The organism is Streptomyces tardus (genome assembly GCF_018101125.2).
Classification (GTDB): domain Bacteria; phylum Actinomycetota; class Actinomycetes; order Streptomycetales; family Streptomycetaceae; genus Streptomyces; species Streptomyces tardus.
Genome location: NZ_JAELVF020000001.1, coordinates 1,142,257 through 1,166,455, shown reverse-complemented (window position 1 = coordinate 1,166,455; position 24,199 = coordinate 1,142,257). Strand labels below are relative to the sequence as shown.

Genomic DNA, 24,199 nt, shown 5'->3' with positions numbered 1-24,199 from the left:
GCCACGGTGCCGTACGGGCCGCCGCCGGCGTCAGGCCGGTCTGGTGGCGGTGTGCACGGTGGTGGCGGTGAGGTAGAAGGCGTCCGGGCGGTGCAGGACGCCCTCTGCCGCGTCCCGGTCCAGCAGCCGGTCGAGAGTCGTCAGGTCCTCCGTGTCCAGGTCCTCGGCGAGGGTCTCGCGGGCCCGCGAGAGCAGCGCGTACAGATGCTGCCTCGCCGGCTCGGCCAGCGGCGTCGGCGCCTCGACCAGGAAGGTGCGGCTGCCGCTCGGCAGGAGGCCGGCGCCGGAGAGCAGTGCGGGCCAGTGCTCGACGACGCTGGTGGAGCCGGGCAGCTCCGCCCGCATCCTGCTGAACCACTCCTCGCGCACGGCCTCCAGTCGGGTCAGCAGACCGGGCCGGCCGATGCCGATGTCCCTGGGCAGGTACCGCAGGGGCAGCCCGCGTTCTGCGACGGCGAGCAGCCCGCCGGGGAGGAGCGCCCCGCCGAGGGAGGCGAGCGCCGCCTGCTGGTCGCCGATGTGGTGGACCGCATGGCTCGTCCAGATGAGGTCGGCGCGCCCCAACGCCAGGAAGTCGTCCGGGAGTTCGGCGTGCAGAGTCCGGACCCGGTCGTCGACGCCCGCTGCCCGGGCCTGCCGTTGGGCGTGCTCCAGGAGAGCGGGCGTCCCGTCCACGGCCACCACCTCGGCGTTCGCGAACTCCTCGGCGAGGACGGCGGTGTTGACCCCGGGGCCGCTGCCGACGTCGAGCACCCGGCCGACCCGCGCGGCACGCTCGCCGAGCAACTCGCCCAGCCAGCGGGCGCTTCGGCGTACGCCGTCCGCCTGGAGCTGCGCTTCCTGGACCAGAGTGTCGGCCATCGCCTCCCAGTCCGGCTCCTCGCCCGACCCGTGGGAGTGGGTGTGGGCGTGCGCGTGATCCCGGCCGTGTGTCTGTCCGTGCTCGTGGGCGTCTCCGTCTCCGTGCGGGTGGTGTGCCTGCTCCTGTCCCGGGGTGTGCTCGGCTGCCATGGATGCTCCTGGGTGTGGTGGTGCGGGATGGGTCGGCCGATACGCGTGGTGCCGGCGCTGAGTCGTGTCCGTGCGGGTGGTGCTGGGTGGTGCGGCGGGGGTGCGTCGAGTCGTGTCGTGCCGATACGGGGAGGGTGCGTCCGACCGACCGTTTTCGGCAAGAAACGTTGCCGATCCGGCAACGGCGTCGTCTCATGGAGGGATGCCACGACACGACGCCCCCCACTCCCCGCGCCGCCACTCGCACCCGCACGGCGGGGAGGCCGCCGACGGGACGGAGGACGGCCCGGCCGCCCCCGCCGCCTCCGCCGTCGAGCCGGAGTTCGACGCCGTGCTGTCCCGGGTGGGTCCGCGGCTGCGCGCGCTGCGGCAGGAGCGCGACCTCTCGCTCGCCGACCTCTCCGAGGTCACCGGCATCTCCAAGAGCACGCTGTCCCGGCTGGAGTCGGGTCTGCGGCGGCCCAGCCTGGAGCTGCTCCTGCCGCTGGCGCACGCCCACCGGGTGCCGCTCGACGAACTGGTCGGCGCACCGGAGACCGGCGATCCGCGGGTGCGGCTGCGCGCCCAGCAGTTCGCCGGCGGCCGTACGGTCGTCCATCTGACCCGGCAGCCGGGCGGGTTGCAGGCGTACAAGATGGTGCTGCCGGGGGAGCGAAGCGAGCCGACCCCGATGACCCACGAGGGGTTCGAGTGGCTGTACGTGCTCGCGGGGCGGCTGCGACTCGTACTCGCGGAGCACGATCTGACGATGGGCCCGGGCGAGGCCGCCGAGTTCGACACCCGGCTGCCGCACTGGTTCGGCAGCGCCGACGGAGCGCCGGTGGAGCTGCTGAGCCTCTTCGGGCAGCAGGGCGAGCGGATCCACGTGAGCGCCAAACCCCGGGAGGCGGGCCGTGGTTCGGAGCGCGGGTCGGGCCGCGGGGCGGAGCCCGGGGCGGGCTCGCGTTGACTCTCACACGGTGTGAGCCGGTCGGCTGGGACTCGTCATGTTGAGTATCGGAGATTTCGCCAAGTACGGCGGTGTGTCGGTGCGGATGCTGCGGCACTACGACGCCGTCGGTCTGCTGCGGCCCGCCAGGGTCGACGAGTTCACGGGGTACCGCTCCTACACGGCCGGCCAGCTCGCCCGTCTGAACCGGGTGATCGCGTTGCGCGAGCTCGGGTTCGGGCTCCGGGAGATCGCGGAGATGCTGGACGACCGGGTGGAGGCGGTCGAGCTGCGCGCGATGCTCCGGCTGCGCCGTGCGCAGCTGGCGGCGGCGGTGGCGGCGGACACGGACCGGCTCCTGCGGGTCGAGGCGAGGCTCCGAACAATCGAGAGCGAGGGCGTCATGCCTGTCGACGATGTGGTGGTCAAGCGGATCCCGGCCCAGCGAGTGGCCCAACTCTCCGCCGAGGCCGAGGAGTTGCTGCCGCAGTACATCGGCCCGGTGGTCGGGCCGCTGTTCCGGCAGCTGTGCGGGGAGCTGGAGCGCGCCGGGTGGAGGCCGGTCGGGCCGGGGGTCGCGCGGTACGAGCGGGTGGGCGACGGTGAGTCGGGCCCGGTACGGGTGCACGTCGCGATGCCGGTCGCGGGCGGGCCGAGCGGGCCGGGCGGGCCGAGCGGGTCGGGCGGGCCGAGCGGGTCGGACGGGTCGGACACGTCGTACGGCTTCGAGGTGGTGGAGCTGCCCGCGCTGGAGAGTGCGGCGACCGTTGTCCACCGGGGGTCGATGGACGAGGTGCTGCCGACGCTTCAGCGGCTCGGCCACTGGATCGAGGCGAACGGCTACCGATCGCTCGGGGTCGCGCGGGAGGTGACGCTGGCGGCCGAGGGCGGCACCGAGAACTGGGTGACCGAACTCCAGGAGCCGGTCCGCAGAGCCGACGAGGACTGAGCCGGGCGTTCACAGGGCGGGCCGGCCCTGCCCGGCGGCGCAGTGCCGGCCTGCCGACGAGATACGACCGCACACCGGGACCACGCGGGTGGTGACAGTGCGTCACCATCCGCGCGGGCGTCGGCCGTGTCCCAACTCCCGCGCTCGGGTGGGTGGTTGGCCGGTGCGGCGCGGCTGAATGCTCACCGGGGTGAGTGTTCGCCCCCACCTTCTCCCGGCCGGTTGTCGTGTCGGCCCACCGTGCACGCCGTCGGGGAAACCGGCGCCTCCCGTCTCATTGACACGCCTTCACGGCGATCGCATTCTCCAAGCCAGAACCTACTGTTTCGTAGGTTCGCTCAGAGTCGCGACCCCCACAGGGAGTGCCCGTGAAGTCCCGCACACTTCGCCGCATGTGGGCGACAGGTCTGATGCTGGCCACCGCCGCCTCGTTCGGTCTTGTCGCCGCACCCGCCGCCCACGCTGAGGAACGACCGCCGTTCTACGAGCCGCCCGCCGAACTCCCCGCGGGCAACGGCGAGGTGATCCGAACCGAGCCCGCCGACGTGTACCTCGACCCGAACAAGGCGCTGAAGGTGCCCGCCGACGTCCACCGTGTGATGTACCGCAGCACCGACGGCCAGGGCGAACCGCTGGCCGTCACCGGCACCGTGCTCACTCCGAACACCCCGTGGATCGGCAAGGGGGAGCGGCCGATCGTCGGATACACCTTCGGCACGCTCGGCGTCGGCGACCAGTGCGCGGCCTCCCGACAGATGGCCGAGGGCACCGCGATCGAGGCGGCTCTGGTGCAGGCGCTGCTGCTGCGCGGCTACGCCGTGGCCGTCAGTGACATGGAGGGCGGCGGTACGCCGGGCGTGCACACCTACGTCAACCGCGAGGCGACCGGCAACGCGATGCTGGACGTCGTACGCGCCGCCCAGCGGCTTCCGGAGGCGAAGCTGCCGGACAACGGCCCGGTGGGGCTGGTCGGTTACTCACAGGGCGGCGGGGCCTCGGCCTCCGCGGCAGAGCTCGCGGCCACGTACGCACCGGAGTTGGACATCAGGGGAGCCTCGGCCGGTGCGCCGCCGGCGACACTCGACGCGCTGGTGGAGAACCTCGACGGTTCGGACAAGGTCGGCTTCCTCGGCTACGCCGTTGTCGGACTCGCGGCCGGCTACGACATCGATCTCGACTCGTACCTGAACGATGCGGGCCGGAAGTTCGCCAAGGACGCCGAGACGCTGTGCAACGGCGAGATGCAGGACGCGCACCAGGGAGTCCGGAGCGAGGACCTCACCGTGGACGGGCGCTCCCTCTCGCAGATCATGACCGAGGAGCCGTGGGCCGGGGTGGTCGAGAAGCAGGCGATCGGCGAACGGCCCCCGGGCTTCCCGATGATGATCAACCACAGCCGCTTCGACGAGGTGATTCCCTTCGAGGTCGGTCAGGGGCTGAAGGCGGACTGGTGCGCCGGTGGCACCACGGTGAAGCACAAGCCCAACGTGGCGCCCAATCACGTGTCGGGTGCGGTGTTCGGCTTTCCCGGAGTCCTGACCTGGCTGGAGGGCAGGTTCGCGGGCCTGCCCGCGCCGTCGAGCTGCTGAGCAGGCAACCGAGCAGATGAGCGGCCGGGCCCCGTCGTCGTCGACGGGGCCCGGTTCTGTTGTGCCGCGGCTGTTGTCCGGGCCCCGGTGGCGCGTTCGCGGCCCGGCGGCGCCGCGACGCGCGCGGTATCGGGGAACGGGCGGTATCGCGTACGAGGCCGGGGGTCGGAAGCGGTGCGCGCATGTCGGCGAAGGGCGGTGAGTGGGTGACGGTCTCGGCTGTCGACGCACCTCAGTGCGGGTTCTCGCCCCGGTCGTTGTCAGCGGAATGCAGAGTGAACGCCAATTGAAAAGCTCTGCTGTCAGATCTATTGACGGACACGTCAACGCGACGCACTCTCAAGAAACCTTACTCAAAAGTAAGGTGCTGTTCGAGCCGCCACCCTCAGGAGTGTCAGTGAAGCCACCCCGCCACGGCAGTCGACTCCGCCGGACGACCGCAGGACTCGCGCTCGTCGCCACGGCAGCGTCGTTCGGCCTCGCGGGCGCCCCCGCAGCCCATGCGGAGGAGCGACCGCCCTTCTACGAGCCGCCCGTCGAACTGCCCACCACGAACGGTGAGTTGATCCGGTCGGAGCCCTCGACGTACTACCTGGACCCGCTGAAGGCCATCAAGGTCGACGCCGACGTCCACCGCCTGATGTACCGCACCACCGACGGCAACGGCGAGGGCATCGCAGTCACCGGCACCGTCATCACCCCGCGCAAGGCCTGGAAGGGCGACGGCGAGCGCCCCCTGATCAGCTACGCCGCCGGAACACAGGGCATCGGCGACCACTGCGCACCCTCCCGCCAGCTCTCCAACGGCACCGAGTACGAGGGCATCTTCATCAAGGGCCTCATCGCCCGCGGCTACGCCGTCGTGATGACCGACTACGAGGGCCTGGGCACGCCCGGCGACCACACGTACATCAACCGCGAGGTCTCCGGGAACGCCGTGCTGGACGTCGTGCGGGCTGCGCAGTCGCTGCCCGAGGCGAACCTCCCCGCGAACGGCCCGGTCGCGATCACCGGCTACTCCCAGGGCGGCGGCGCCGCCGCTGCCGCGGCCGAACTCGCCCCGGAGTACGCACCCGAGCTCGACATCAAGGGCGCGGCCGTCGGCGCGGTGCCGAGCGAACTCTCGACCGTCGCGGAGAACCTCGACCGGGGGCTGTACTCGGCCTTCCTCGGCTATGCCATCGTCGGGCTCGCCGCAGGACACGACATCGACACCGACGAGTACCTCAACGACAAGGGCCGGGACTACCTCACCAAGGTCAAGCAGGCCTGCACCATCGAGGCCGTCGCCACCCTCGGACTGCGGGACAGCCGGAAGCTCACCGCCAACGGCGAGCCGATCACCGAGTACCTGAAGGAACCGCAGTGGAAGGCGATCGTCGACGAGCAGAAGATCGGTGAGCGCAAGCCCGAGGTTCCGGTCCTGATCAACCACAGCCGGCTCGACGACGTGATCCCGTTCAAGCTCGGCAAGGAGCTGAAGGCCGACTGGTGCGCCAAGGGTGCGACGGTCGAGTTCAAGCCCAACCTCGGACCGACGCACATCGGCGGCGCGATCGCGAGCTTCCCGCGTACGTTCCTGTGGCTGGAGGGCGTGCTGAAGGACAAGCCGGCACCGTCCAACTGCTGAGCGCCGCGCCTGAGTCGGGGCACCGCGCCAGCTGAATCGCGGGCCGCGTCGAGGAGCTGACGCGGACGCAGCCCGAGCGAGGAGGGCGCCCACCGAAAACCGGTGGGCGCCCTCCTCGCCGTACTGGCAGGGTGGCCCGTATGCCCCTTCGCCCCGCCAGGAACGCGGCGAAGACCGCCTCCGAGAAGCCAACCGAGAGTCCTGCGACGCCGACCCCGGCGGGAGCCCTGGCCGGGAAGGCTGCCGGAGCCCTGGTCGGGAAGGCTGCCGGGCTGCGGCGGGGGACGGTGAAGCTGGTCGTGGACGGCGAGACGTTCCTCGTCCGGCGACGTCCCGGTGCGCGCGGAATCTACGACTTCGACTGGATCAGCGGGCGGAACCGGGACTACGGCTTCACCACCGCCGTGCACGGTGCGTCCCCGCTGAGCGAGGACCAACTCCGCGAGGAGATCAGGGAGTTCCTGGGGCAGACCGACCCCGGGACCGGCTACCTGGCCGGGAAGGCTGCCGGGCTGCGGCGGGGGACGGTGAAGCTGGTCGTGGACGGCGAGACGTTCCTCGTCCGGCGACGTCCCGGTGCGCGCGGAATCTACGACTTCGACTGGATCAGCGGGCGGAACCGGGACTACGGCTTCACCACCGCCGTGCACGGCGGTGGTGAAGCCGTAGTCCCGGTTCCGCCCGCTGATCCAGTCGAAGTCGTAGATTCCGCGCGCACCGGGACGTCGCCGGACGAGGAACGTCTCGCCGTCCACGACCAGCTTCACCGTCCCCCGCCGCAGCCCGGCAGCCTTCCCGACCAGGGCCGCGCGCAGATGTCCGCGGTGCTCCGAGAGCAGCCGCGCCGCCGTCGCACCGTCGACCTCGCCGAGCAGCATCAGGATGGCGTTCTTCACCTCGCCGTCCGTGGCCGCGAGCGCGTGCTCGATCTCGTTGTCCTCCGCGCCGGTGGCCAGCGCGACGATACGGCGTGAGCGGGCCTGCAGCTTCTCGTTGGACGCCCGTACGTCCACCATCAGGTTTCCGTAGGTCTTGCCCAGCCGGATCATGGTGATGGTCGAGATCATGTTCAGCACCAGCTTCTGCGCGGTGCCGGCCTTCAACCGGGTGGAGCCCGTGATGAGTTCGGCCCCGGTCACCACCTCGACCGCGTGCTCGGCGGCCCTGCCCAGCGCCGAGCCCGGGTTGCCGGAGACTCCGACGGTGAGCGCGCCCGCGCTCCGCGCGTGGCTCACCGCGCCGACGGCGTACGGGGTGCGGCCCGAGGCGGAGACGCCGACCACGGTGTCCTTGGCCGACAGCCCCAGCGAGGTCAGGTCTTCCGCCGCCAACTCCGCGCTGTCCTCCGCCCCTTCGGCCGCGGAGACGAGGGCGCTCGGCCCGCCGGCGATGAGGCCGAGAACCTCCGAGGGGTCGGTGTTGAACGTCGGCGGGCACTCACTGGCGTCCAGCACGCCCAGTCGCCCGGCGGTGCCCGCGCCCGCGTAGATCAACCGCCCTCCCTCGGCCATTCTGGCCGCCGCGCCGTCGATCGCACGGGCGATGACGGGGAGTTGGGTGGCGACGGCGTCGGGCACCGTGCTGTCCTCGCGGTTCATCACCCGCGCGATCTCCAGCGTGGGCAGTCGGTCGATCTCGGCGAGCTCGGGACGGAAGCTTTCAGTGGCGAGTGTGTCGAGCTGCGCGCGCAGCTCGTTGTAGGACGTCATGCGGGAGCGGCTCTTTCCGTACTGGTCCGGGTCGGATGGTCGGTCGGCGCGGGAGGTGCGTACGGGGTGGTGGTGGGCGGATGGAGTGTGCGGCGGTGCGCGGGGCGGCGGGGGCCGGCGCCGGGACGCGTACCGGGGCGAGTGCGCCGGCACACGGGGCGGTCGGCCGCGCCGCGGGAACGCCCGCGGCGGACGGCGGGTACGGGCGGATGATCAGCGGGTGGCGGGGGAGTGGCGGTGTGCGAGCGCCTCGTAGGAGGCGGACAGCGCAGGCGCCGCCGTCTCGTACGTCTGCTGCGCCACCCCGATGAACAGGCAGTCGACCGCGAGGAGTTGACCGGTACGACTGGACATCGCAGCGGGCCGCAGCTCGCTCTCGCGTCCTGTCGAAGTGGTCAGGACCAGGTCGGCGTAGCTGCATATCTCACCGTCCGGCCGGCCGGTGATCACCATGGTGGTGGCACCGCGCTCGAAGGCGGTCCTCAGCGGCTCGATGACGTCGACCGTGCGCCCGGAGTGGGTGATCGCCAGAGCTGCGTCCCCCGCGCGCAGCTGCACGGCGTTGGTCACCGCCAGGTGCGGATCGCTGTGCGCCTGGGCGAGCAGGCCGATACGCAGCAGCTTCTGCACCAGGTCCTGGGCGACGAGCCCGGAGGCGCCGACCCCGTACACGTCTATTCTTCGCGCGGTCGCCAGCGCGGACACAGCCGCCTCGACCTGAGTGGGGTCGAGAGTCGCGGCGGTGTCCGCCAGCGACTGGCGCTCGTCGTGGGCGAGCTTGGCGATGACGTCGGTCATCGGATCGTCCACCGCGATGTCCGCGGTCACGGCGGGCGCGGCACCCGACGCCTGGTGCGCGGCGAGCCCGGCGAGCGCCAGGCGCAGATCGCGGTAGCCGGGGTAGCCGAGCAGCCGCGAGGTGCGGACGACGGTGGCCTCGCTGGTGCCGGTGAGTTCGGCCAGGCCCGTCACGGTGAGCGCGGCGCACCCTGCCGGGTCGGCCGCCACGGTCTCGGCGACGCGCTGCATGGAGCGCGTCATCGAGGGCGCGAGGGTGCGCACCTTGGCGGCGAGTGCCCCCGGATCGGGGGGAGTCTGCCGGACCTCCGGCGCACGCACCCCCTGCGGCTGCCGCGGTCGGCCCTGCTGGGCCCCGGACTGGAAACCGGCCTGGAGACCGGGCTGCCCGGCCGACCGGCCCTGGTGCCGGACCGGCCCGCCCTGCTGCGGCGGTGTGCCCGGAGTCCGGGCGCCCTGTGCGTACACCGCTCCCGAGCCGCCGGCGTGCCCCGCCTGCCCCGCACCTGCCGGGCCCGCACCTGCCGGGCCTGCGCCTGCCGGGCCGGGCGGGGCGCCGCTCGGGCCACGCTGGGCCGCGGGGCCGCGGGTGCCCGTGTTCGCCCCCGGGCCGGCCTGGCGCGCAGGCTGGGCCGGATCGCCGCCCGGAACACCGCGGCCCGCACTGGAGAAACTTTCCTTCATTCGACCGCTCATGGGCGGAAAGTATTTCCGGTCGGGGCGCGCGTCAAGAGCGCGGACCGGCTTTGTGGAACCGATCCGCGCTGCTCGGCCCGCGTGTCTGGTGCAATGGACCGATGGAGTTGGAAGAGGCACTGCACACCGCGCGGGCGCTGATCCTGGCGGATCTCACCACCGCCGACGTGGCCGACGCGGAGACCGTCTCGCTGGTGGAGGAGGCGGTGGCGCACCGCCGCTGGTGGGTCGAACAGTGGCCCGAAGGAGCGAAGTTCGTCCCCGGACTGGTCGCCCAGGACGTACAGGACGCGCTGCTGGACCGCTACGGGCGCTGGCCGCTCTGCCCGCTCTGCGGCGACGGCGCCGAAGGGCACCGCAGCGGTCCGCACCCTGCTGATCCGCACGGTCCGGGGCACGGGGCCCACGGAGCAGAGCCCACCGCGGATCTGTACGGGATGCCCGACGCGCAGCCGCACGCCGACCCGCAGCCGCAGGCCGATCCGTACGGCGGCGAGGGCCCGCACGCGCTGGACGTCGAGCCCGAACTCGGGGAGGACCCGCACTGGGTGTGCGCCCGCACCGCCACCGCCGTCGCACCGGTGGGCCGCCTCCGCGCCCGCACGGAACAGCCCGGGGGCGGGACGTGACGCTCTACATCGACCCGCCGGAGTGGCCCGGCCACGGCACGCTCTGGTCACATCTGGTCAGCGACGCCTCCTACGAGGAGCTGCACCGCTTCGCCGCCGAACTCGGCGCGCCGAGAAGGGCGTTCGACCGGGACCACTACGACGTACCGGCTGTCCGCCACCCCGACGCCGTACGACTGGGCGCCGTCGAGGTGGGCAGCAAGGAGCTGGTGCGACGGCTCACCGCCGCCGGCCTCCGACGCCCAAGGGCCGCCCGCACGCCTGAGCCCCCGCACGCCTGAGCCCCCGCGCGCCTGAGCCCCCGCGCCCGGCGGACCACTCCTCGTGAACGCACGGCCCATGACGCGCGGGCCCATGACGCGTCAGCCGACCCGTACGAGGCGTGTCGAGGTCGTACCACGGCGTGGTGCGTGGTACGTGGTGCTCCAACGGTGCGGCCGTCGTACGCCGCGGTGTTCGTACGTCGTGGGGTCGTAGGGGACCGGTAAGGCCGCGCGGCCCCACGGCTTCAGCTGTGCGTCAGCCGCGTATTCGTGCGGCGCCGCTCGCGTCCGCCTCGCTCGGTATCGCCTCCCCGGCAGCGCCGGCGGAGTCGGCCGCCCCGGAGGCCGGCTGCTGGGAGGTGGCGACGACCTCCGAGTGGTGGTGGCCACTTGAGTCGCCCTCGGAACGGTGGAGTCGGGAGGCGAGCGCGGTCCCGGCGAGGGCGAGCACCGCGAGCAGAGCGCCCGTCCAGGCCACGGCGCGGTAGCCGAGGTTCGCGCTGATCACCAGGCCGCCGAGCCAGGGGCCGACGGTGTTGCCGATGTTGAACGACGCCGTGGTCGTTCCGCCCGCCAGCGTCGGTGCGGCGCCCGCGACGTTGAACATCCGGGCGTTGATGGCCGGCGCGGTGAAGAACGCCGTCACGCCCAGCAGCAACGACAGGGTCACAGCCGCGGCGGGGCTGCTCGCCGTCATCGCCAGCAGCGCGAGCACGACGGCGGAGGCGGCTATCCCCAGATACATCGTGCCGAACAGATGGGCGTCCGCCACCCGCCCGCCGATGAACGTGCCGATCAGCGCCCCCACTCCGAACAGCGCCAGCACCGTCGGCACCCAACTCTCCTCCAGGCCCGCCACATCGGTGAGCAGCGGCGAGAGGTAGGAGAAGAGGGCGAACACGGCGGCGGCGTTCAACGCGGTGATCGCGACCGCCAACCACACCTGGCGATCGGCGTAGATCCGCAGCTCGCGACGGAGTACGGGGCGGTCCGCGCCGGTCGGCGGCTTGGTGCTGGGCACCACCGTGAGCACACCGACCAGGCCTATCGCCGCCAGCACCGCCACTGCCCAAAAGGCCGCCCGCCAGCCCCAGTGCTGACCGACGAAGGCCCCGGCGGGAACCCCGAAGACGTTGGCCACACTCAGCCCGCCGACCATGATGGCCATCGCTCTGGCCCGCGCGTTCACCGGTACGAGCGAGATGGCCACCGCCGCGCCCACGGCCCAGAAGCCGGCGCAGGCGAGCGCGCTCACCACTCGACTCGCGAACAGCACGCCGTACGTCGGCGCCAGCGCGCCCGCCACCTGCCCGAGCCCGAACACCGCGAGCAGCGCCACCAGGGTCGTACGTCTGGGCAGCCGCAGCGTCGCCGCCGCCAACAACGGCGCGCCCACCACCATGCCGACCGCGAACGCCGACACCAGATAACCGGCCTGCGGAATGCTCACGTCCAGATCGCGCGCCAACGGCTGGAGCAGCCCGGAGAGCATGAACTCACTGGTGCCCAGCGCGAACACGGACAGTCCGAGGACGTAGACGGCAGCAGGGATGCGGAAGGGACGGGCAGGGGAGATCTCGGTGGTCACACCCGGGACCAACGCACCGCCCCCGCAGGAGCATTCCCACCCCGAGGGTGAATCGCCCAACGTGCCCGCCCGATCACCCAAGGTGCGGTTGCTCTGCCCTCCGGTCGACTGCTCACGCACTCCGCTCGTCAAGGGGGTGGTGTTCTGTCACGCGAAGGTCGGCAGCGTGGAGTCCCGCCCCGCTCGTGGCGGTGGGATACGGCCCGGAGCGGTGGCCCTCTCGACGCTCAGGAGCTCAACGGCCGGCGTGCGCTGCGGTTCCTGTTGCGGTTCTGGTCGAGCTTGCTGCTTGAGTGCGACGATGTCGGCTCGTGTCACGCACAGACCTTCCGGCCCCGCGGCGTCTTCGAGGCCCGAGGGTGCCTGCGCCCCGGGCGTGGGCGCGCGGTGGGCTCACGTGGGGCTGCGACTGACTGCAGTGGTCAAAGGTGCCCCGGGGGACGCGAAGATGGGGCACCTTTGGGGCGTTGCCATGTACGGGGCGGCCTTTTCCCCTTCGTCGGCGCGGTTACGGTTTGCGGCCGAGGAGGGCTACGAGTTGGTCCTGGGCCGGGGCGTCGGCGGGGACCTTCACGGGTGGGGCGAAGATGCCGTGGCCCTGCCACTCCTCCGCGTGCGGGGCGACGCGTTCGAGGAGTGCTGCGGCCAGTTCCGGGTCGAGGCGGTCGACGACGCCGATGCCTCGGGCCAGGTCCCAGGCGTGAACGGTGAGATCGATCGTCATCTGCCAGCCGTACTCCTCGGCGTCGAGGGGGCCCATGGTGGTGTCCACGCGCAGGTCGAGGGCGCCGGGGCGGTGGAACGCGGGTTGGGAGACGGCGCTGGCCGCCTCCCAGGCGCCGCGCGGGTCGTCGCCGCCGACGTCGCCGTGAAATCGGTCGCCGACCTCCGCGACGGAGGAGCCCTTCAACAAGCAGGGCGCCCACAGGTGTTCGCCGATCAGGTGGTTGACCAGATCGCGCACGGTCCACTCGGCGCAGGGTGTGTCGGCGGACCACTGGTCGTCGCCGATGTACTCCACGCGTTGGCCGAATTCCGTGAAGCCGCGGTCGAGCGCGGTGAGCAGGTCCATGCGTTCCAGCGTGCCAGTGCTCGTGCTGCTCTGCGATGCGGACGGAGGGATGCGCGGGCTCGCCGGTACGGGCGGCGCGCGGGTCGACGCGTGCCGGGCGGGGCGGGCCGGGGAAGCATGGCCGTGCGGTAGAAGACCTGAGGGGTCCGAGGGGCCCGATCCGGGCCGGCCACGGCCGCGTTCGGTGTCGGTGGGTGTGCGTACGGTGGCGAGGGCGGTTGCAGGTCGGGGGCTCGAACCGGTGTTGCCGGGGTGGGGTCGGGTTGACGGTGCTCGGGAGTTTCGGATTCAGTCGAGCAGCAGGGTCAGCTCGGCGTGCAGGTTGTGACGAGCGCGTGACTCCCAGTGTTCGGCGCCGTGTGGGGTGCGGTACAGGCGTGGCAGCGCCAGCAGTTGGCGCAGTACGTTCCCGCGGCCTGCGCGGAAGACGTCTTCGGGAACGAAGTCGTACTCCTCGCGCACTCGGGCCGCGTAACGGGCGTACTCCTCGGGTGTGCCGGCGAGCACCGCGAGGTCGGCGTCGCAGAGGGTCTCGCCGTTGGTGTCGCCGGGGGCGGGGTCGTGGGTGACGGTGAGCCGTACCAGTCGGGCGACCTCGACGGTCCGGGAGTCGGGTACGCCGGCTTCGGGGAGTGCGCGTTCGGCGAGGGCGGCGCTGCGTTCCTCGTTCTCGCTGCGGTCCGGGCGGTAGACGGCGTCGTGGAACCAGGCCGCCAGCTGGACGGCGCAGGGGTCCGACGCGTGGACGGTGTCGTGGCCCAGCTCGTCGAGCCGGTCCAGCACCGCGGCGAGGTGGTCGGTGGTGTGGTAGCGCCGCTGTGGTTCCGCCCAGCGACGCAGCAGGTCACGGGCGTACGGCTCGGGGTCCGGGCCGTGTGGGGCGTCGCGGGCGGCGAGCAGCAGCCGGTTCCAGCGTCCGGTCAGCTCCGCCGTCCGCGGGTGCTCGTGCGGCTGCTGTCGGGGGTGCTGGGGGTGGGTCCGTCCGTCGGTTCGGTCGGTTCGATCGGGGTCGACCGAGTGCGGTTCGTCCGAGTGCGGGGCTGGGGTGTCCTGGGCCGGCATGCGTCCATTGTCGCCGACCCCGGCGGGCTCGCCGGAGTCGTGGGCGGCGGGTGCTGTGGCGTGGAAGAGCGGTGAGCGGGGCGGGGCGGCGACGGTGGGGGAAGTCGGCCCGGTGTGGCCGGGGCCGGCCTCAACCGGCCCGTGGCGTGCGGGTGTTGGGGCGGGCTGCCGTGCCGGGTCGCTCGCGGTGGGGAGCCTGGTGCGCTTCCGTACGGTGGCGGTGTGTGCCACCCTGGTGCACATGTCTAGACCAATGCTCGAAGTGATCGCGCTGAGCGCGGCCGACGCGACCGCCGCCCAGTCGGGCGGCGCCGACCGCCTCGAACTGGTCACGGACATGGCCGCAGACGGCCTGACACCGGACATCGCCCTCTTCCGGGCCGTTCGCGACGCCGTGACGATCCCGGTGCGAGTCATGCTGCGCCTCTCGGCGGGCTTCACAGTCGGCGGCGACCGCGGGCTCGCGGAGCTGGCGGCCCGCGCCCGCGAGCTGCGGTCCGAGGGCGCGGAGGAGTTCGTTCTCGGCTTCCTCGACGAGGGCGGGAAGCTGGACCTCGCTGCGACGGAGAACCTGCTGCTCGAACTCGGCGGCTGCTCGTGGACCTTCCACCGCGCCGTCGACCACGCTGCCGATCGGCACGCCGTCCGCCAGGAGCTGGCCGAACTGCCCGGGCTGGACACCTACTTGACCGCGGGATCGCCGCACGGCGTCGCCGACGGTCTGCCCGTTCTCACCGCCGAGGCGGAACGCCACCTCGCGGGCGAGCCGGGCTACACCCCGTGCCTTCTGATCGGCGGCGGTCTCCGCCTCGACCAGGTGCCGCCGCTGCGCGAGGCGGGCGTCGACGCCTTCCACATCGGCGCGGCGGCGCGCCCCGGCGGCTGGACGCAGCCGGTCGACGCCGACGCCGTACGCCGCTGGCGCCTGGCCCTCGACCGCGAACCCCTGGATCACGAACCCCCGGGCGTACCGGCCCCCGCGATGTGACCCCGGGGCCCGCCGCACCCGCCTGCCGCGGTGCGGCAGCACCCACCAGCAGGCGCACCCGCCTGCTGTGTCCCGACGGTCGGCCGGCGTCCTGCACCTCGCGTCAGCACCCCCTGTCGGCGGTGCACGCCTCACTCGCGCCCTGCCGACAGCACAGTGCCCCGCACGCGACGCTCCCGGTGGACGATGCGCGCCAGGCGCGTCGCGGCGGTCAGCCGCGGATCGGGGCTGAGGGTGGTCGCGGTTGCGGTACGACCCGGGCGGGCCGCGCGGATTTGCGCCGGTACACGCCCGCGTCCTGATCGGACTGTCCCAGCACGACGACGCCGAAGGCCGTCGTCAGAAACACCTTGGTCACTCGCAGTGCGTTGCCGAGCAGGTGCCGGGGGTGGTCGCGACCGGAGAGCAGTGCGGTGGCTCCCGGCTCGGCGGACCTGTCGTCGGTTCGGCCGCCCCGGTTCTCCGGGCCGCCCATGGCAGAGGTGAACGATGCGGTACTCATGTGCCCAGCATGCGAGTCATCCTTTCGAGGCACATCCGACCTGGTGTGGATACGAGTGATCTTGACCCTCCGCCCTGAGCCGTAGGGGTCGGCCACGGCATCGACCCATGGCAGAGGCCTTCTGACAGGGGCCCTGTGACGGCGGCCCCACGACAGAGCGCCACCGCGCTCCCCGCGCTCCCCGTGCTTCGCGGCGAGGTCCGCGACCCGCGCGCGCCCGGCCGGAAAAACGGTTCGCGTCCCCGCTCGCCGCTGAGTACACTCTCGCGTCTTGCCTCCTTCCCGGAGCTTCACCCACCCCGTACCCGCCGCTTCCGTGGCCGTGTGTACGGCCCGCACCGAAGCCCGCGGCCGTCTTCAGCGCCCGCGCAGCCCATGGCCCGGTGCGCCGACGGAGCCCGGCAGGACCCCGGCCGGACGGAACCGGTCGAGACTTCCGCACGCCCGGCCCGTCCGGCGTGCCACCGTCCGCAGCCGCCCCAGGCCCGACCCGCCCGTCCCGACGTGCGGTGGCTTGTCCGTTTCCCGTAGGAGTACCGCCGTGTCCGCGCACGCGTCCGATCCACTGGCCCACGAACGTGCCCATCTCGCCGACTCCCGTGCCGCCCTGCGGGCGATGCGGGAGGAGGTCGAATCGCTCGACACCGCCGATGTGGCGGCGAGTTGGGTGAGTGCGGAGGTGGTGAGGGCAGGTGTGCAGGAGCGCATCAAGGCGCTCGCCGACCTCAGCCACGCCCCGCTCTTCTTCGGCCGGCTCGACTACGAGGACGCCCTCGCGGAGGGCCCTCCCGCGGACGGCTCCCGCGGCGGGGCCGTCCGGCAGCACGGGCCGGGGGGCGAGGCCCACCGTTTCTACATCGGCCGTCGCCACGTCCACGACCGCGAGGGCGATCCGATGGTGATCGACTGGCGCGCCCCGGTCTCGCAGCCCTTCTACCGCGCCACCCGCCGAGATCCTCAACAGGTGCGGCTGCGCCGCCGGTTCGGCTACACCCACGGCGATCTCACCGCCTACGAGGACGAGCACCTCACCGACACCACCGAGGCCGACCGCAGCAGCGCGCTGCTCCAGCGGGAGATCGAGCGCCCCCGGGTCGGCCCGATGCGCGACATCGTCGCGACCATCCAGCCCGAGCAGGACGAGATCGTCCGTGCCGCCGTCGAGGGCACGGTCTGCGTCCAGGGCGCCCCGGGCACCGGGAAGACCGCCGTCGGCCTGCACCGGGTCGCGTATCTGCTCTACGCGCACCGCGAGCGCCTCGCCCGCACCGGCACCCTGGTCATCGGCCCGAACGAGTCCTTCCTCCACTACATCGAGCAAGTCCTGCCGGCGCTGGGCGAGTTGGCCGTACGGCAGACCACCGCCGACCGGCTGGTCGCCCACTTCCCCGTCCGCGGCGCCGACGACGCGCCCACCGCGACCCTCAAGGGCGACGCGCGGATGGCCGAAGTGCTGCGCAGGGCGCTGCTCTCCCACGTCACGACGCCGACCGAGCCGTGCGTGGTGGTGCGCGGGTCCCGGCGCTGGCGGGTCCCGGCGTACGAACTCGCCGAGATCACCGAGCAGTTGAGGGAGCGCGGCATCCGCTACGGCGCGGCCCGCGAGGCGCTGCCGCAACGCATCGCACACGCCGTGCTGATCCGGATGGAGCAGGCGGGCGAGGCGCCCGACGACCGGGTGCAGGACGCCGTGGCGCGCAACCCCGCGGTGAAGGCGACGGTCAAGGAGGTCTGGCCCGCCGTCGACCCGGCGCGGTTGGTGCTGCGGCTGCTGTCCGATGCCGACTTCCTCGCCGAGCAGGCCGCCGGGATCCTCGACGACCAGGAGCAGAAGACCCTGCTGTGGGCCCGGCCCGCACGCGGTGTGAAGTCCGCCAAGTGGTCCGCCGCGGACCTGGTGCTGATCGACGAGGCGATGGACCTGGTCGCCCGTACGCCCTCGCTCGGCCACGTCGTGCTGGACGAGGCGCAGGACCTTTCGCCGATGCAGTACCGAGCCGTCGGCCGCCGCTGCTCCACCGGCTCCGCGACCGTGCTGGGCGACATCGCGCAGGGCACCACCCCCTGGGCGACCGGGAGTTGGCAGGAGGCGCTGCGGCATCTCGGTAAACCCGACGCCGCCGTCGAGGAGTTGACGCAGGGCTTCCGGGTGCCGCGCGAGGTCATCGCCTACGCCTCCCGGCTGCTGCCGGCCATCGCCCCGGAGCTGGAGGAGGCCACCTCGGTGCGCGAGGCGCCGGGCGATTTCGCCGTACGGGCGGTGCCTGCCGGGGAGTTGGACGCGGCGGTCGTCGCCGCCTGCCGCGAAGCGCTCGGGCGCGAGGGCTCCATCGGACTCATCGCCGCCGACACCCGCGTCGACCGGCTGGCGACCGCGCTGGCGGAGGCGGGGATGCCGTATCTCGACCCCGGCCGGGAGACCTCCGAGGCCGCCCGGCTCACCCTCGTCCCGGCGTCGCTCGCCAAGGGCCTGGAGTACGACCACGTCGTCCTCGACGAGCCGGCCGCGGTGGTCGACGCCGAACCGGACGACCGCACCGGGCTGCGCCGCCTCTACGTCGCGTTGACCCGCGCGGTCTCCGGCCTGACCGTCGTCCACGCGAGCCCCCTCCCGGAGGCCCTCTCCGACTGAGCCCCGCCCGGCTCGTCGCAGCCGCGTTCGTACCCGTCTGCGCCCGCACGAGCCGGTCCGAGCCGGTACAGGCCTGTGCCCGCCCGTACGAACCGGTCCGCGCGGGTACGAGCCCGTACGCGCCCGCGCCCGTGGACGCGGGGCCCCTCGGGCCGGGTCAGTCCTCGGGGGTGGCCAGGTACTCGTCGGCGTCGACGATCCGGTAGGCGTACCCCTGCTCGGCCAGGAAGCGCTGGCGGTGCGCGGCGAAGTCCTGGTCGATGGTGTCCCGCGCGACCACGGTGTAGAAGCGCGCCTCGTGCCCGTCGGCCTTGGGGCGCAGCACTCGGCCGAGCCGCTGGGCCTCCTCCTGGCGGGAGCCGTACGTCCCGGAGACCTGGATGGCGACCGTGGCCTCCGGCAGGTCGATGGAGAAGTTGGCCACCTTGGAGACCACCAGCGCGGAGAGTTCGCCCCGGCGGAAGGCGTCGAATAGCTTCTCGCGCTGGGCGTTGCTCGTCTCGCCCTTGATCACCGGGATACCCAACCGGTCGCCCAGCTCGTCGAGTTGGTCGATGTACTGGCCGATCACCAGCGTCTGGTCGCCCGAGTGCCGGCGCACCAAAGTCTCGGTCACGCGCTGCTTGGTGTCGGTGGTGGCGCAGAAGCGGTACTTCTCGTCCGCCTCCGCCGTCGCGTACGCCAGCCGCTCGGACTCGGTGAGGTTGACCCGCACCTCCACGCAGTCCGCCGGTGCGATGTAGCCCTGCGCCTCGATCTCCTTCCACGGAGCGTCGAACCGTTTCGGCCCGATCAGCGAGAACACGTCCGACTCGCGGCCGTCCTCGCGCACCAGCGTCGCCGTGAGGCCGAGCCTGCGCCGGGCCTGGAGGTCGGCGGTGAACTTGAACACCGGCGCCGGGAGCAGATGCACCTCGTCATAGACGATCAGCCCCCAGTCCCGGGAGTCGAAGAGCTCCAGATGCGGGTAGACGCCCTTCCGCCTGGTCGTCAGCACCTGGTAGGTGGCGATGGTGACCGGGCGGATCTCCTTCCTGGTGCCGCTGTACTCGCCGATCTCGTCCTCGGTCAGCGAGGTGCGGCGGACCAGTTCGTGCTTCCACTGCCGTGCGGAGACCGTGTTCGTCACCAGGATCAGCGTCGTGGCGCCCGCCTTCGCCATCGCGCCCGCGCCGACCAGCGTCTTGCCGGCGCCGCAGGGCAGCACCACCACGCCGGAGCCGCCGTGCCAGAAGCCCTCGATCGCCTGGTTCTGGTAGGGCCGCAGCGACCACTCGCGCTCGTCCAGCTCGATCGGGTGCGCCTCGCCGTCCACGTACCCGGCCAGATCCTCGGCCGGCCACCCCAGCTTGAGCAGCGTCTGCTTGATCTGGCCTCGCTCGGAGGGGTGCACCGCGACCGTGTCCGGGTCGACCCGGACACCGACCAGCGGCTTGATCCGCTTCGAGCGCAGGATCTCCTCCAGCACCGGGCGGTCGGTGGTCGCCAGCACCAGACCGTGCGCCGGGTGCTTGCTGAGCGTCAGCCGCCCGTACCGGGACATGGTCTCGGCGACGTCGACCAGCAGCGCGTGCGGCACCGGGTAGCGCGAGAACTCCATCAGCGCGTCGACGACCTGCTCGGCGTCGTGCCCGGCGGCGCGCGCGTTCCACAGGCCGAGCGGCGTCATCCGATAGGTGTGGATGTGCTCGGGAGCGCGCTCCAGCTCGGCGAACGGCGCGATGGCCCGCCGGCAGGCGTCGGCCTGCTCGTGGCCCACCTCCAGCAGCAACGTCTTGTCGCTCTGGACGATCAGGGGTCCAGCGTTCACCGGCGCCAGCCTTCCGTAGCCTTCGGGCCCGGCGGCTGCGGGCCGTCCACCAGGCTACGACCTCGGCGTACGTTGCCCGGGCGGTCGTGACCCGGCTCACGGTCGCGGCTCGCTGCTCCCCGCCCGCGTCCGGGCCCCGGCGGGGTTGGCCGACGGCCCGCGTTCGGCTCCCCGTCCGCCTCTGGCCACCGCCCGGACCTCCGGGGCGCCGCCCGTGCCCGGCTCCCCGTCGGGCCGGAGGCCCTCGGCGGGGACCGGTACCCCAGCCAGGGAGCCGGCACCACCGGCCCGGGACCGGCACCACCGGCCCCGGGCCGGCGTCGCCGCCCGGGGCCGAGGCCGCTGCCCGGCCCGGGCAGGACGTCACTCGGCGAGTTCGGCGGCGCCGGTGATGCGGTGCAGCGGGTAGGTGCGGATCTCGTCGGCGGTGTGGTCGTACGCCGTGACGAACCCGCCCTCCACCCGCACCGGGGCGATGACCCGTTGGCTTGCCGCGCCGTCGGCGTTGACGTAACCGATCCAGACCGCCTCGCCGGTCAGCACCGCGGACTGCATGGTCGCCAGGGTGTCCGCGGAGGTGCTGCGGGGCAGCTCGCCCGCGGGCGAGCTGCGCGGGGCGCGGGGCTTTCGGTGCGGGGCGGTGGCCGCGAGGTCGCCGGCGCGGATGGCGCGCACCGCGGCGGTCAGCAGACGCGCGTCCGGTCGCGGCGGGCCGTCGGGCACCGGTTCGGGAGCGGTGCGCGGCGGCGTTCGGCGGGATTCGACCCGGCTGATCAGCACATCGCCCTCGGCCGACTCGGCGGCCGGCGCATAACCCAACTCCCGCAGCTTCGAAAGGAGTTGGGAGGGGTCGAGCTGGGAGGCGAGCACCGTGGGCGCGAGCAGCCGCAGGCGCAGTGCGGCGCTGCGCCGGTCGGCGAGGATCTCGGCCAGCAGGCTGTCGTCCTCGCAGCGCACGTACGCCGACGCGACGCCGATCCGCAGCCGTCCGTGCCTGCGGGCGACATCGTCGATCAGATAGCTGAGCGGCTGCGGCACCGGGGTGCGGGAGTGCGCGGCGAGGAAGGCGTGCAGTTCGGCGGGGTTGCGGCCGGCGTCCAGCGCGCGCCGCACCGAAGCGGTGGTGAAGCGGTAGACGGTCGCGCCGCCCTTGGACTCGATGTCGGCCAGCACGTTCAGCGTCTCGGCGAGCGGACGCTCCAGCGGGCCGGGCGCCACCGCGGTCAGATCGGCCTGGAGCAGTACGTGGTCCAGCGGTTCGGGCAGCAGCGGGGCGACCAGCTGAGCGGCCTTCTCCACCGCGGCGGGCCGGTCGCCGTCGACGGCCGTGACCCACTCCCGCACCCCGGAGGCCAGCGCACCGCGGCCGGTCACTCCCAGCAGCTCGGCCTCCTGCGTCGTGGCCGCGCACAGCTGCTCGCGGAGCGCGCCGGGCGCACGCAGCGGTCGCTCCCAGCGCAGCCGGGCGGCCAGCGCGTCCGGCTCCGGCGCGGCGCCCGGGGGCAGTTCGGCCAGCAGCCGCAGCAGTCGGAGCCGCAGGCCGGGCGCCGGGCTGCGGTCCAGGCCTGGACCGAGAGCGGACAGCGGCCGGCCCTTGCCGTCCCGGGTGCCGGCGAGGCCCGGAATCCGGGTCATCGGCAACCAGGCGGTGATCAGTGCGGCCCACCGGTGGTGGTCGCGGCGCTCACGCCAACTGTCGTAGGCGGGGGTCGGTGCGTACCGCTCGTCGGCCTCGCCGTCCGAGGCCAACAGCCCCGCGGCGTACGCGAGTTCGATCCAGAAAGCGGTCTCGCCCTCGGTCAGCTCAAGCGCCGCTGCGGTGCGCGCGAGGTCCCGTACGCCGAGTCCGCCCGCGCGCAGCACGGCGGGGGAGGTGTGCTGCCACTCCTGGAGCAGGTCGTCGATCCGGCCGAGCGCGGTGTGCGCCTGTCCGGCCGCCGCCATGTCCACGCTCCGCTCGGGGTGTTGGCGCCGCAGCACGATCTCGGGGGGCACGGCCTCCAGCTGTTCGTGCGCCCTGCCCTCGCGGCGTGCCAGCGCCACCTCGCGCGGCAGTACGACGGTGCGCGGCCCGGCGGGCAGCAGCACTCCGCGGTCGAGCAGCCAGCGGGCCGGAGGTGAGGGGCTGCCGGACACCTCCCCGTACGGCGGGCCCCACAGCAGCTTGTCCACCATCGTCGCCGAACCGGCCGGGGCCTGCTCCAGCAGCTCGGCCAACCGCCCCGTATCACCGAGCAGTTCGGCCAGCGAGGCGAGTGCGCTCACCGGGTCGGCCGTGGTGGCCAGGCCGGCGCTCAGCAGCATCTCCTGGAGCCGTCCGGGCGACATGCCGACCGCCGCCTCGGTGAGCGAGGGGCCGAGCCCGGTGGGCGACGGAGCGGTGGAGGTGGGGGCGAGCAGCTCACGAGCGGTGCGCACCAGCCGCAGCCGGTCGTCGCCGCCCCAGATCACCGCCTGGGCCCGCAGCGCCCGCAGCGCCCTCGGCAGCTCGGCCTCGCCGCCGGGCAGCAGCGCCTCCAGCACGGCGTACGGGCACGGGTCCGGCGCCACCGCGAGCGCCTGCGCGGCCTGGAGCGCGAACTGGTCCAGCCGCTCCAACGCACGACTGACCGAGGCCCGGGTGCCCGCTCTGGTGGCGAGCTGCGTCAGATCGCCGGGCACCGGGGAGAGCAGGTCGGGACGGACCCGCAGCAGCTCGGCTATCGCCTCGTCGGGCCAGGAACGCAGCTCGTCGGCGAGGGTGCGCGGGGAACCGGTCTCGCTGGTCATTCGCCCCACAGTAGTACCGACCCGGGCGGTACGGGCCGGACTGCGTTTCCCTCCGAACGGACCGGCTCGAACGGCTGTCCCCGCGCCGCCGGGAGGGTACGGTCTTCTCCGTGGGGATCGAGAGCGAACGGCTCGTGCTGGACTACCTCAGCCGGGTGGGAGACCTGGCGCACGGAACGTCGATGACGGCGGCCGAGCGCGCCAAACTCATCGGGCAACTGCGGTCCACCATCGAGCAGCGACGGGCCAAGGCCGAAGGTGTCGAGACGACGTCCTCGGTGCGGAAGATCCTCAAGTCGGTCGGCAGGCCCGAGCAAGTCGTCGCCTCCATCTCCGGCAGCGAAGCAACGATCCCCGAGCCGCGTCCGAGCGACGGTTCGTCGACGACCGGCCGCACCTCCGTACGGGGCCTGGGGGCCCGCCTGTTCAAGGGGCGCGAGGGCGCCGGCGGCGCGGCTCCCGCGGGCGGCTCCGGTTCGGGCGGCCCGGCCGCCCCCGTCCCGCAGCAGTACGCCGACGCGCCGACCGACCAGGGCGCCCCCACCGCGGGCACCGGGACCGGTTTTCCCACCACCGGGTCGCCGCCGCCGCATCTTGCCGGCATGGACGAGCTCTCCGCGGCCGAGTCCGACCCGGACTGGTGGCGCAACGACCCGAGTCCGTACATCAAGAAGAGCGGCGGCGAGATAGACGGCTTCGTCGGCGGAATCGAGATCCCCGAGATGCTGAAGCCGCCGCCCAAGGAGGGTGTGGCCGGTGAGCAGCCGGGCGTGACCCGGGGGCTCCCGGCGCAGGGCGGGGTGCCCGCGATCGAGCAGGACGTCCCGGCGGAGAAGGCCGAACCCCCTGCCGGGCGGGGGCTGTTGCGTCGACTGCGCGGCGGAGGACTCACCGCCGCAGGTGTGCCGCGCGCCGGCGGGTTGGTCGAACTGGCCGCCGTGCTCACGCTCGCCGCGGGCGCGGCCCTCGGCAATCTCATCGCGCTGGGGCTCGGTTGGTTGATGGCCTGGTGGTCCCCGCGGCTGAGCCGCAACGAAGCGAAGTGGGCCGCCGCGGGCATGCCGGCACTGGTCGCCGTCGGCACCGCGGTGTGGCTCTGGGGGCGTGCGGGCGAACGCTGGGGCGAGCCGATCCCCGAGGGCGCGCTCGGCGAGGTGCTGAACGAGAGCTACCCGTGGCTCCTGCGCACCGCCGCTGCCGCCAGCGCCGCCTTCCTCCTCTGGCGCGCCCGCCGCCCACGCTGACCTCCGCGATCCGCGTCTCCGCTCGCCCTCCGTGTTTCGCCCGCGCCCTCCGCGTCTCTGCCGGGCCGCCCGCGCCGGGCCCCCGTCCCGCCGGACGTCTCGCCACCGACCGCTCGCTTCCCGAGCGCGACCCCGTGCGCCGCCGACAGCCCGCGCGCTGCCCTGCACGACTGGCTGCCCGACCCTCGGGCACGACGCGGCGACACGGCACGACCGGTGAACGTAGCGCGGCCCACCGGCGGTTGACCTGCGCCGTGACCGCTAACCGGCGGCCGAACCGCCCAGCCCGCCATCAGCCCTCGCCGCGCCGGCCGCGAGGCCGAGGAGGCC

17 protein-coding genes and 1 pseudogene are annotated in these 24,199 nt (G+C 73.2%); 9 read left to right on the top strand and 9 right to left on the bottom strand.

Annotated elements, in window-relative coordinates; all coding sequences use genetic code 11:
- Positions 1-30: 30 nt before the first annotated feature.
- Positions 31-1,011 carry a class I SAM-dependent methyltransferase gene (locus JGS22_RS05095; RefSeq protein WP_211040035.1) on the bottom strand — a complete coding sequence of 327 codons (981 nt, stop codon included), beginning with the start codon at positions 1,009-1,011 and terminating at the stop codon, positions 31-33.
- A 202-nt stretch (positions 1,012-1,213) separates the two neighbouring features.
- Between JGS22_RS05095 and JGS22_RS05090 the strand changes: the two genes are divergently transcribed.
- The 4 genes from JGS22_RS05090 (at position 1,214) to JGS22_RS25985 (ending at position 6,107) form a co-directional block, all read left to right on the top strand.
- Positions 1,214-1,960 carry a helix-turn-helix domain-containing protein gene (locus tag JGS22_RS05090; protein ID WP_211040034.1) on the top strand — a complete coding sequence of 249 codons (747 nt, stop codon included), beginning with the start codon at positions 1,214-1,216 and terminating at the stop codon, positions 1,958-1,960.
- A 37-nt stretch (positions 1,961-1,997) separates the two neighbouring features.
- Positions 1,998-2,888 (top strand): MerR family transcriptional regulator, encoded by an 891-nt coding sequence (locus JGS22_RS05085; RefSeq protein ID WP_211040033.1) that lies wholly within the window; start codon positions 1,998-2,000, stop codon positions 2,886-2,888.
- Positions 2,889-3,280: 392 nt separating this feature from the next.
- Entirely contained in the window at positions 3,281-4,477 is a 1,197-nt protein-coding gene (locus JGS22_RS05080) for a lipase family protein (RefSeq protein ID WP_211040032.1), read from the top strand.
- Positions 4,478-4,874: 397 nt separating this feature from the next.
- Positions 4,875-6,107: a lipase family protein gene (locus tag JGS22_RS25985; protein ID WP_308405518.1), complete on the top strand. Its 1,233-nt coding sequence runs from the start codon at positions 4,875-4,877 to the stop codon at positions 6,105-6,107.
- A gap of 800 nt (positions 6,108-6,907) precedes the next feature.
- Here JGS22_RS25985 and murQ read toward each other — a convergent pair.
- Together murQ and JGS22_RS05065 are read right to left on the bottom strand one after the other, a co-directional pair.
- Positions 6,908-7,816, bottom strand: a pseudogene (gene murQ, locus JGS22_RS05070) (N-acetylmuramic acid 6-phosphate etherase); the annotation flags it as partial.
- Between the two features lie 213 nt (positions 7,817-8,029).
- The gene (locus tag JGS22_RS05065) at positions 8,030-8,935 is read right to left on the bottom strand and encodes a MurR/RpiR family transcriptional regulator (protein WP_308405797.1); all 906 of its coding nucleotides are present in this window, start codon (positions 8,933-8,935) and stop codon (positions 8,030-8,032) included.
- 476 nt (positions 8,936-9,411) lie between these two features.
- On the opposite strand from JGS22_RS05065, the gene JGS22_RS25975 reads away from it, so the two are divergent.
- Both JGS22_RS25975 and JGS22_RS05055 read left to right on the top strand, forming a co-directional pair.
- On the top strand, positions 9,412-9,939 hold the full coding sequence (locus JGS22_RS25975; protein ID WP_236073032.1) for a DUF8819 family protein: 528 nt from the start codon (positions 9,412-9,414) through the stop codon (positions 9,937-9,939).
- Complete coding sequence (locus tag JGS22_RS05055; RefSeq protein ID WP_211042888.1) at positions 9,936-10,220, top strand: DUF4031 domain-containing protein; 285 nt, start codon at positions 9,936-9,938, stop codon at positions 10,218-10,220. The genes JGS22_RS25975 and JGS22_RS05055 overlap by 4 nt, the downstream gene beginning before the upstream one ends.
- 238 nt (positions 10,221-10,458) lie before the next feature.
- On the opposite strand, the gene JGS22_RS05050 is transcribed toward JGS22_RS05055, so the two are convergent.
- The 3 genes from JGS22_RS05050 to JGS22_RS05040 form a co-directional block, all read right to left on the bottom strand.
- Positions 10,459-11,754 carry a Cmx/CmrA family chloramphenicol efflux MFS transporter gene (locus JGS22_RS05050; RefSeq protein WP_211042901.1) on the bottom strand — a complete coding sequence of 432 codons (1,296 nt, stop codon included), beginning with the start codon at positions 11,752-11,754 and terminating at the stop codon, positions 10,459-10,461.
- A 544-nt stretch (positions 11,755-12,298) separates the two neighbouring features.
- A complete protein-coding gene (locus JGS22_RS05045) occupies positions 12,299-12,862 on the bottom strand; it encodes a TIGR03086 family metal-binding protein (protein ID WP_211042886.1) in 564 nt (187 codons plus the stop codon).
- A 288-nt stretch (positions 12,863-13,150) separates the two neighbouring features.
- On the bottom strand, positions 13,151-13,924 hold the full coding sequence (locus JGS22_RS05040) for an HD domain-containing protein (protein WP_236073031.1): 774 nt from the start codon (positions 13,922-13,924) through the stop codon (positions 13,151-13,153).
- A 241-nt stretch (positions 13,925-14,165) separates the two neighbouring features.
- On the opposite strand from JGS22_RS05040, the gene JGS22_RS05035 reads away from it, so the two are divergent.
- Positions 14,166-14,912: a copper homeostasis protein CutC gene (locus tag JGS22_RS05035; protein ID WP_211042884.1), complete on the top strand. Its 747-nt coding sequence runs from the start codon at positions 14,166-14,168 to the stop codon at positions 14,910-14,912.
- Between the two features lie 211 nt (positions 14,913-15,123).
- Here JGS22_RS05035 and JGS22_RS05030 read toward each other — a convergent pair whose 3' ends face one another.
- On the bottom strand, positions 15,124-15,414 hold the full coding sequence (locus JGS22_RS05030) for a hypothetical protein (RefSeq protein WP_236073030.1): 291 nt from the start codon (positions 15,412-15,414) through the stop codon (positions 15,124-15,126).
- A 541-nt stretch (positions 15,415-15,955) separates the two neighbouring features.
- Here JGS22_RS05030 and JGS22_RS05025 point away from each other — a divergent pair.
- A complete protein-coding gene (locus JGS22_RS05025; RefSeq protein ID WP_308405517.1) occupies positions 15,956-18,046 on the top strand; it encodes a HelD family protein in 2,091 nt (696 codons plus the stop codon).
- 157 nt (positions 18,047-18,203) lie between these two features.
- On the opposite strand, the gene JGS22_RS05020 is transcribed toward JGS22_RS05025, so the two are convergent.
- Together JGS22_RS05020 and JGS22_RS05015 are read right to left on the bottom strand one after the other, a co-directional pair.
- Positions 18,204-19,856, bottom strand: coding sequence for a DNA repair helicase XPB (locus JGS22_RS05020; protein ID WP_211043019.1), 1,653 nt, complete (start codon positions 19,854-19,856; stop codon positions 18,204-18,206).
- 363 nt (positions 19,857-20,219) lie between these two features.
- Complete coding sequence (locus tag JGS22_RS05015; protein ID WP_211043021.1) at positions 20,220-22,625, bottom strand: helicase C-terminal domain-containing protein; 2,406 nt, start codon at positions 22,623-22,625, stop codon at positions 20,220-20,222.
- A gap of 110 nt (positions 22,626-22,735) precedes the next feature.
- Here JGS22_RS05015 and JGS22_RS05010 point away from each other — a divergent pair, with 110 nt between their 5' ends.
- Positions 22,736-23,869 carry a hypothetical protein gene (locus JGS22_RS05010; protein WP_211043022.1) on the top strand — a complete coding sequence of 378 codons (1,134 nt, stop codon included), beginning with the start codon at positions 22,736-22,738 and terminating at the stop codon, positions 23,867-23,869.
- The last annotated feature ends 330 nt before the right edge of the window (positions 23,870-24,199 follow it).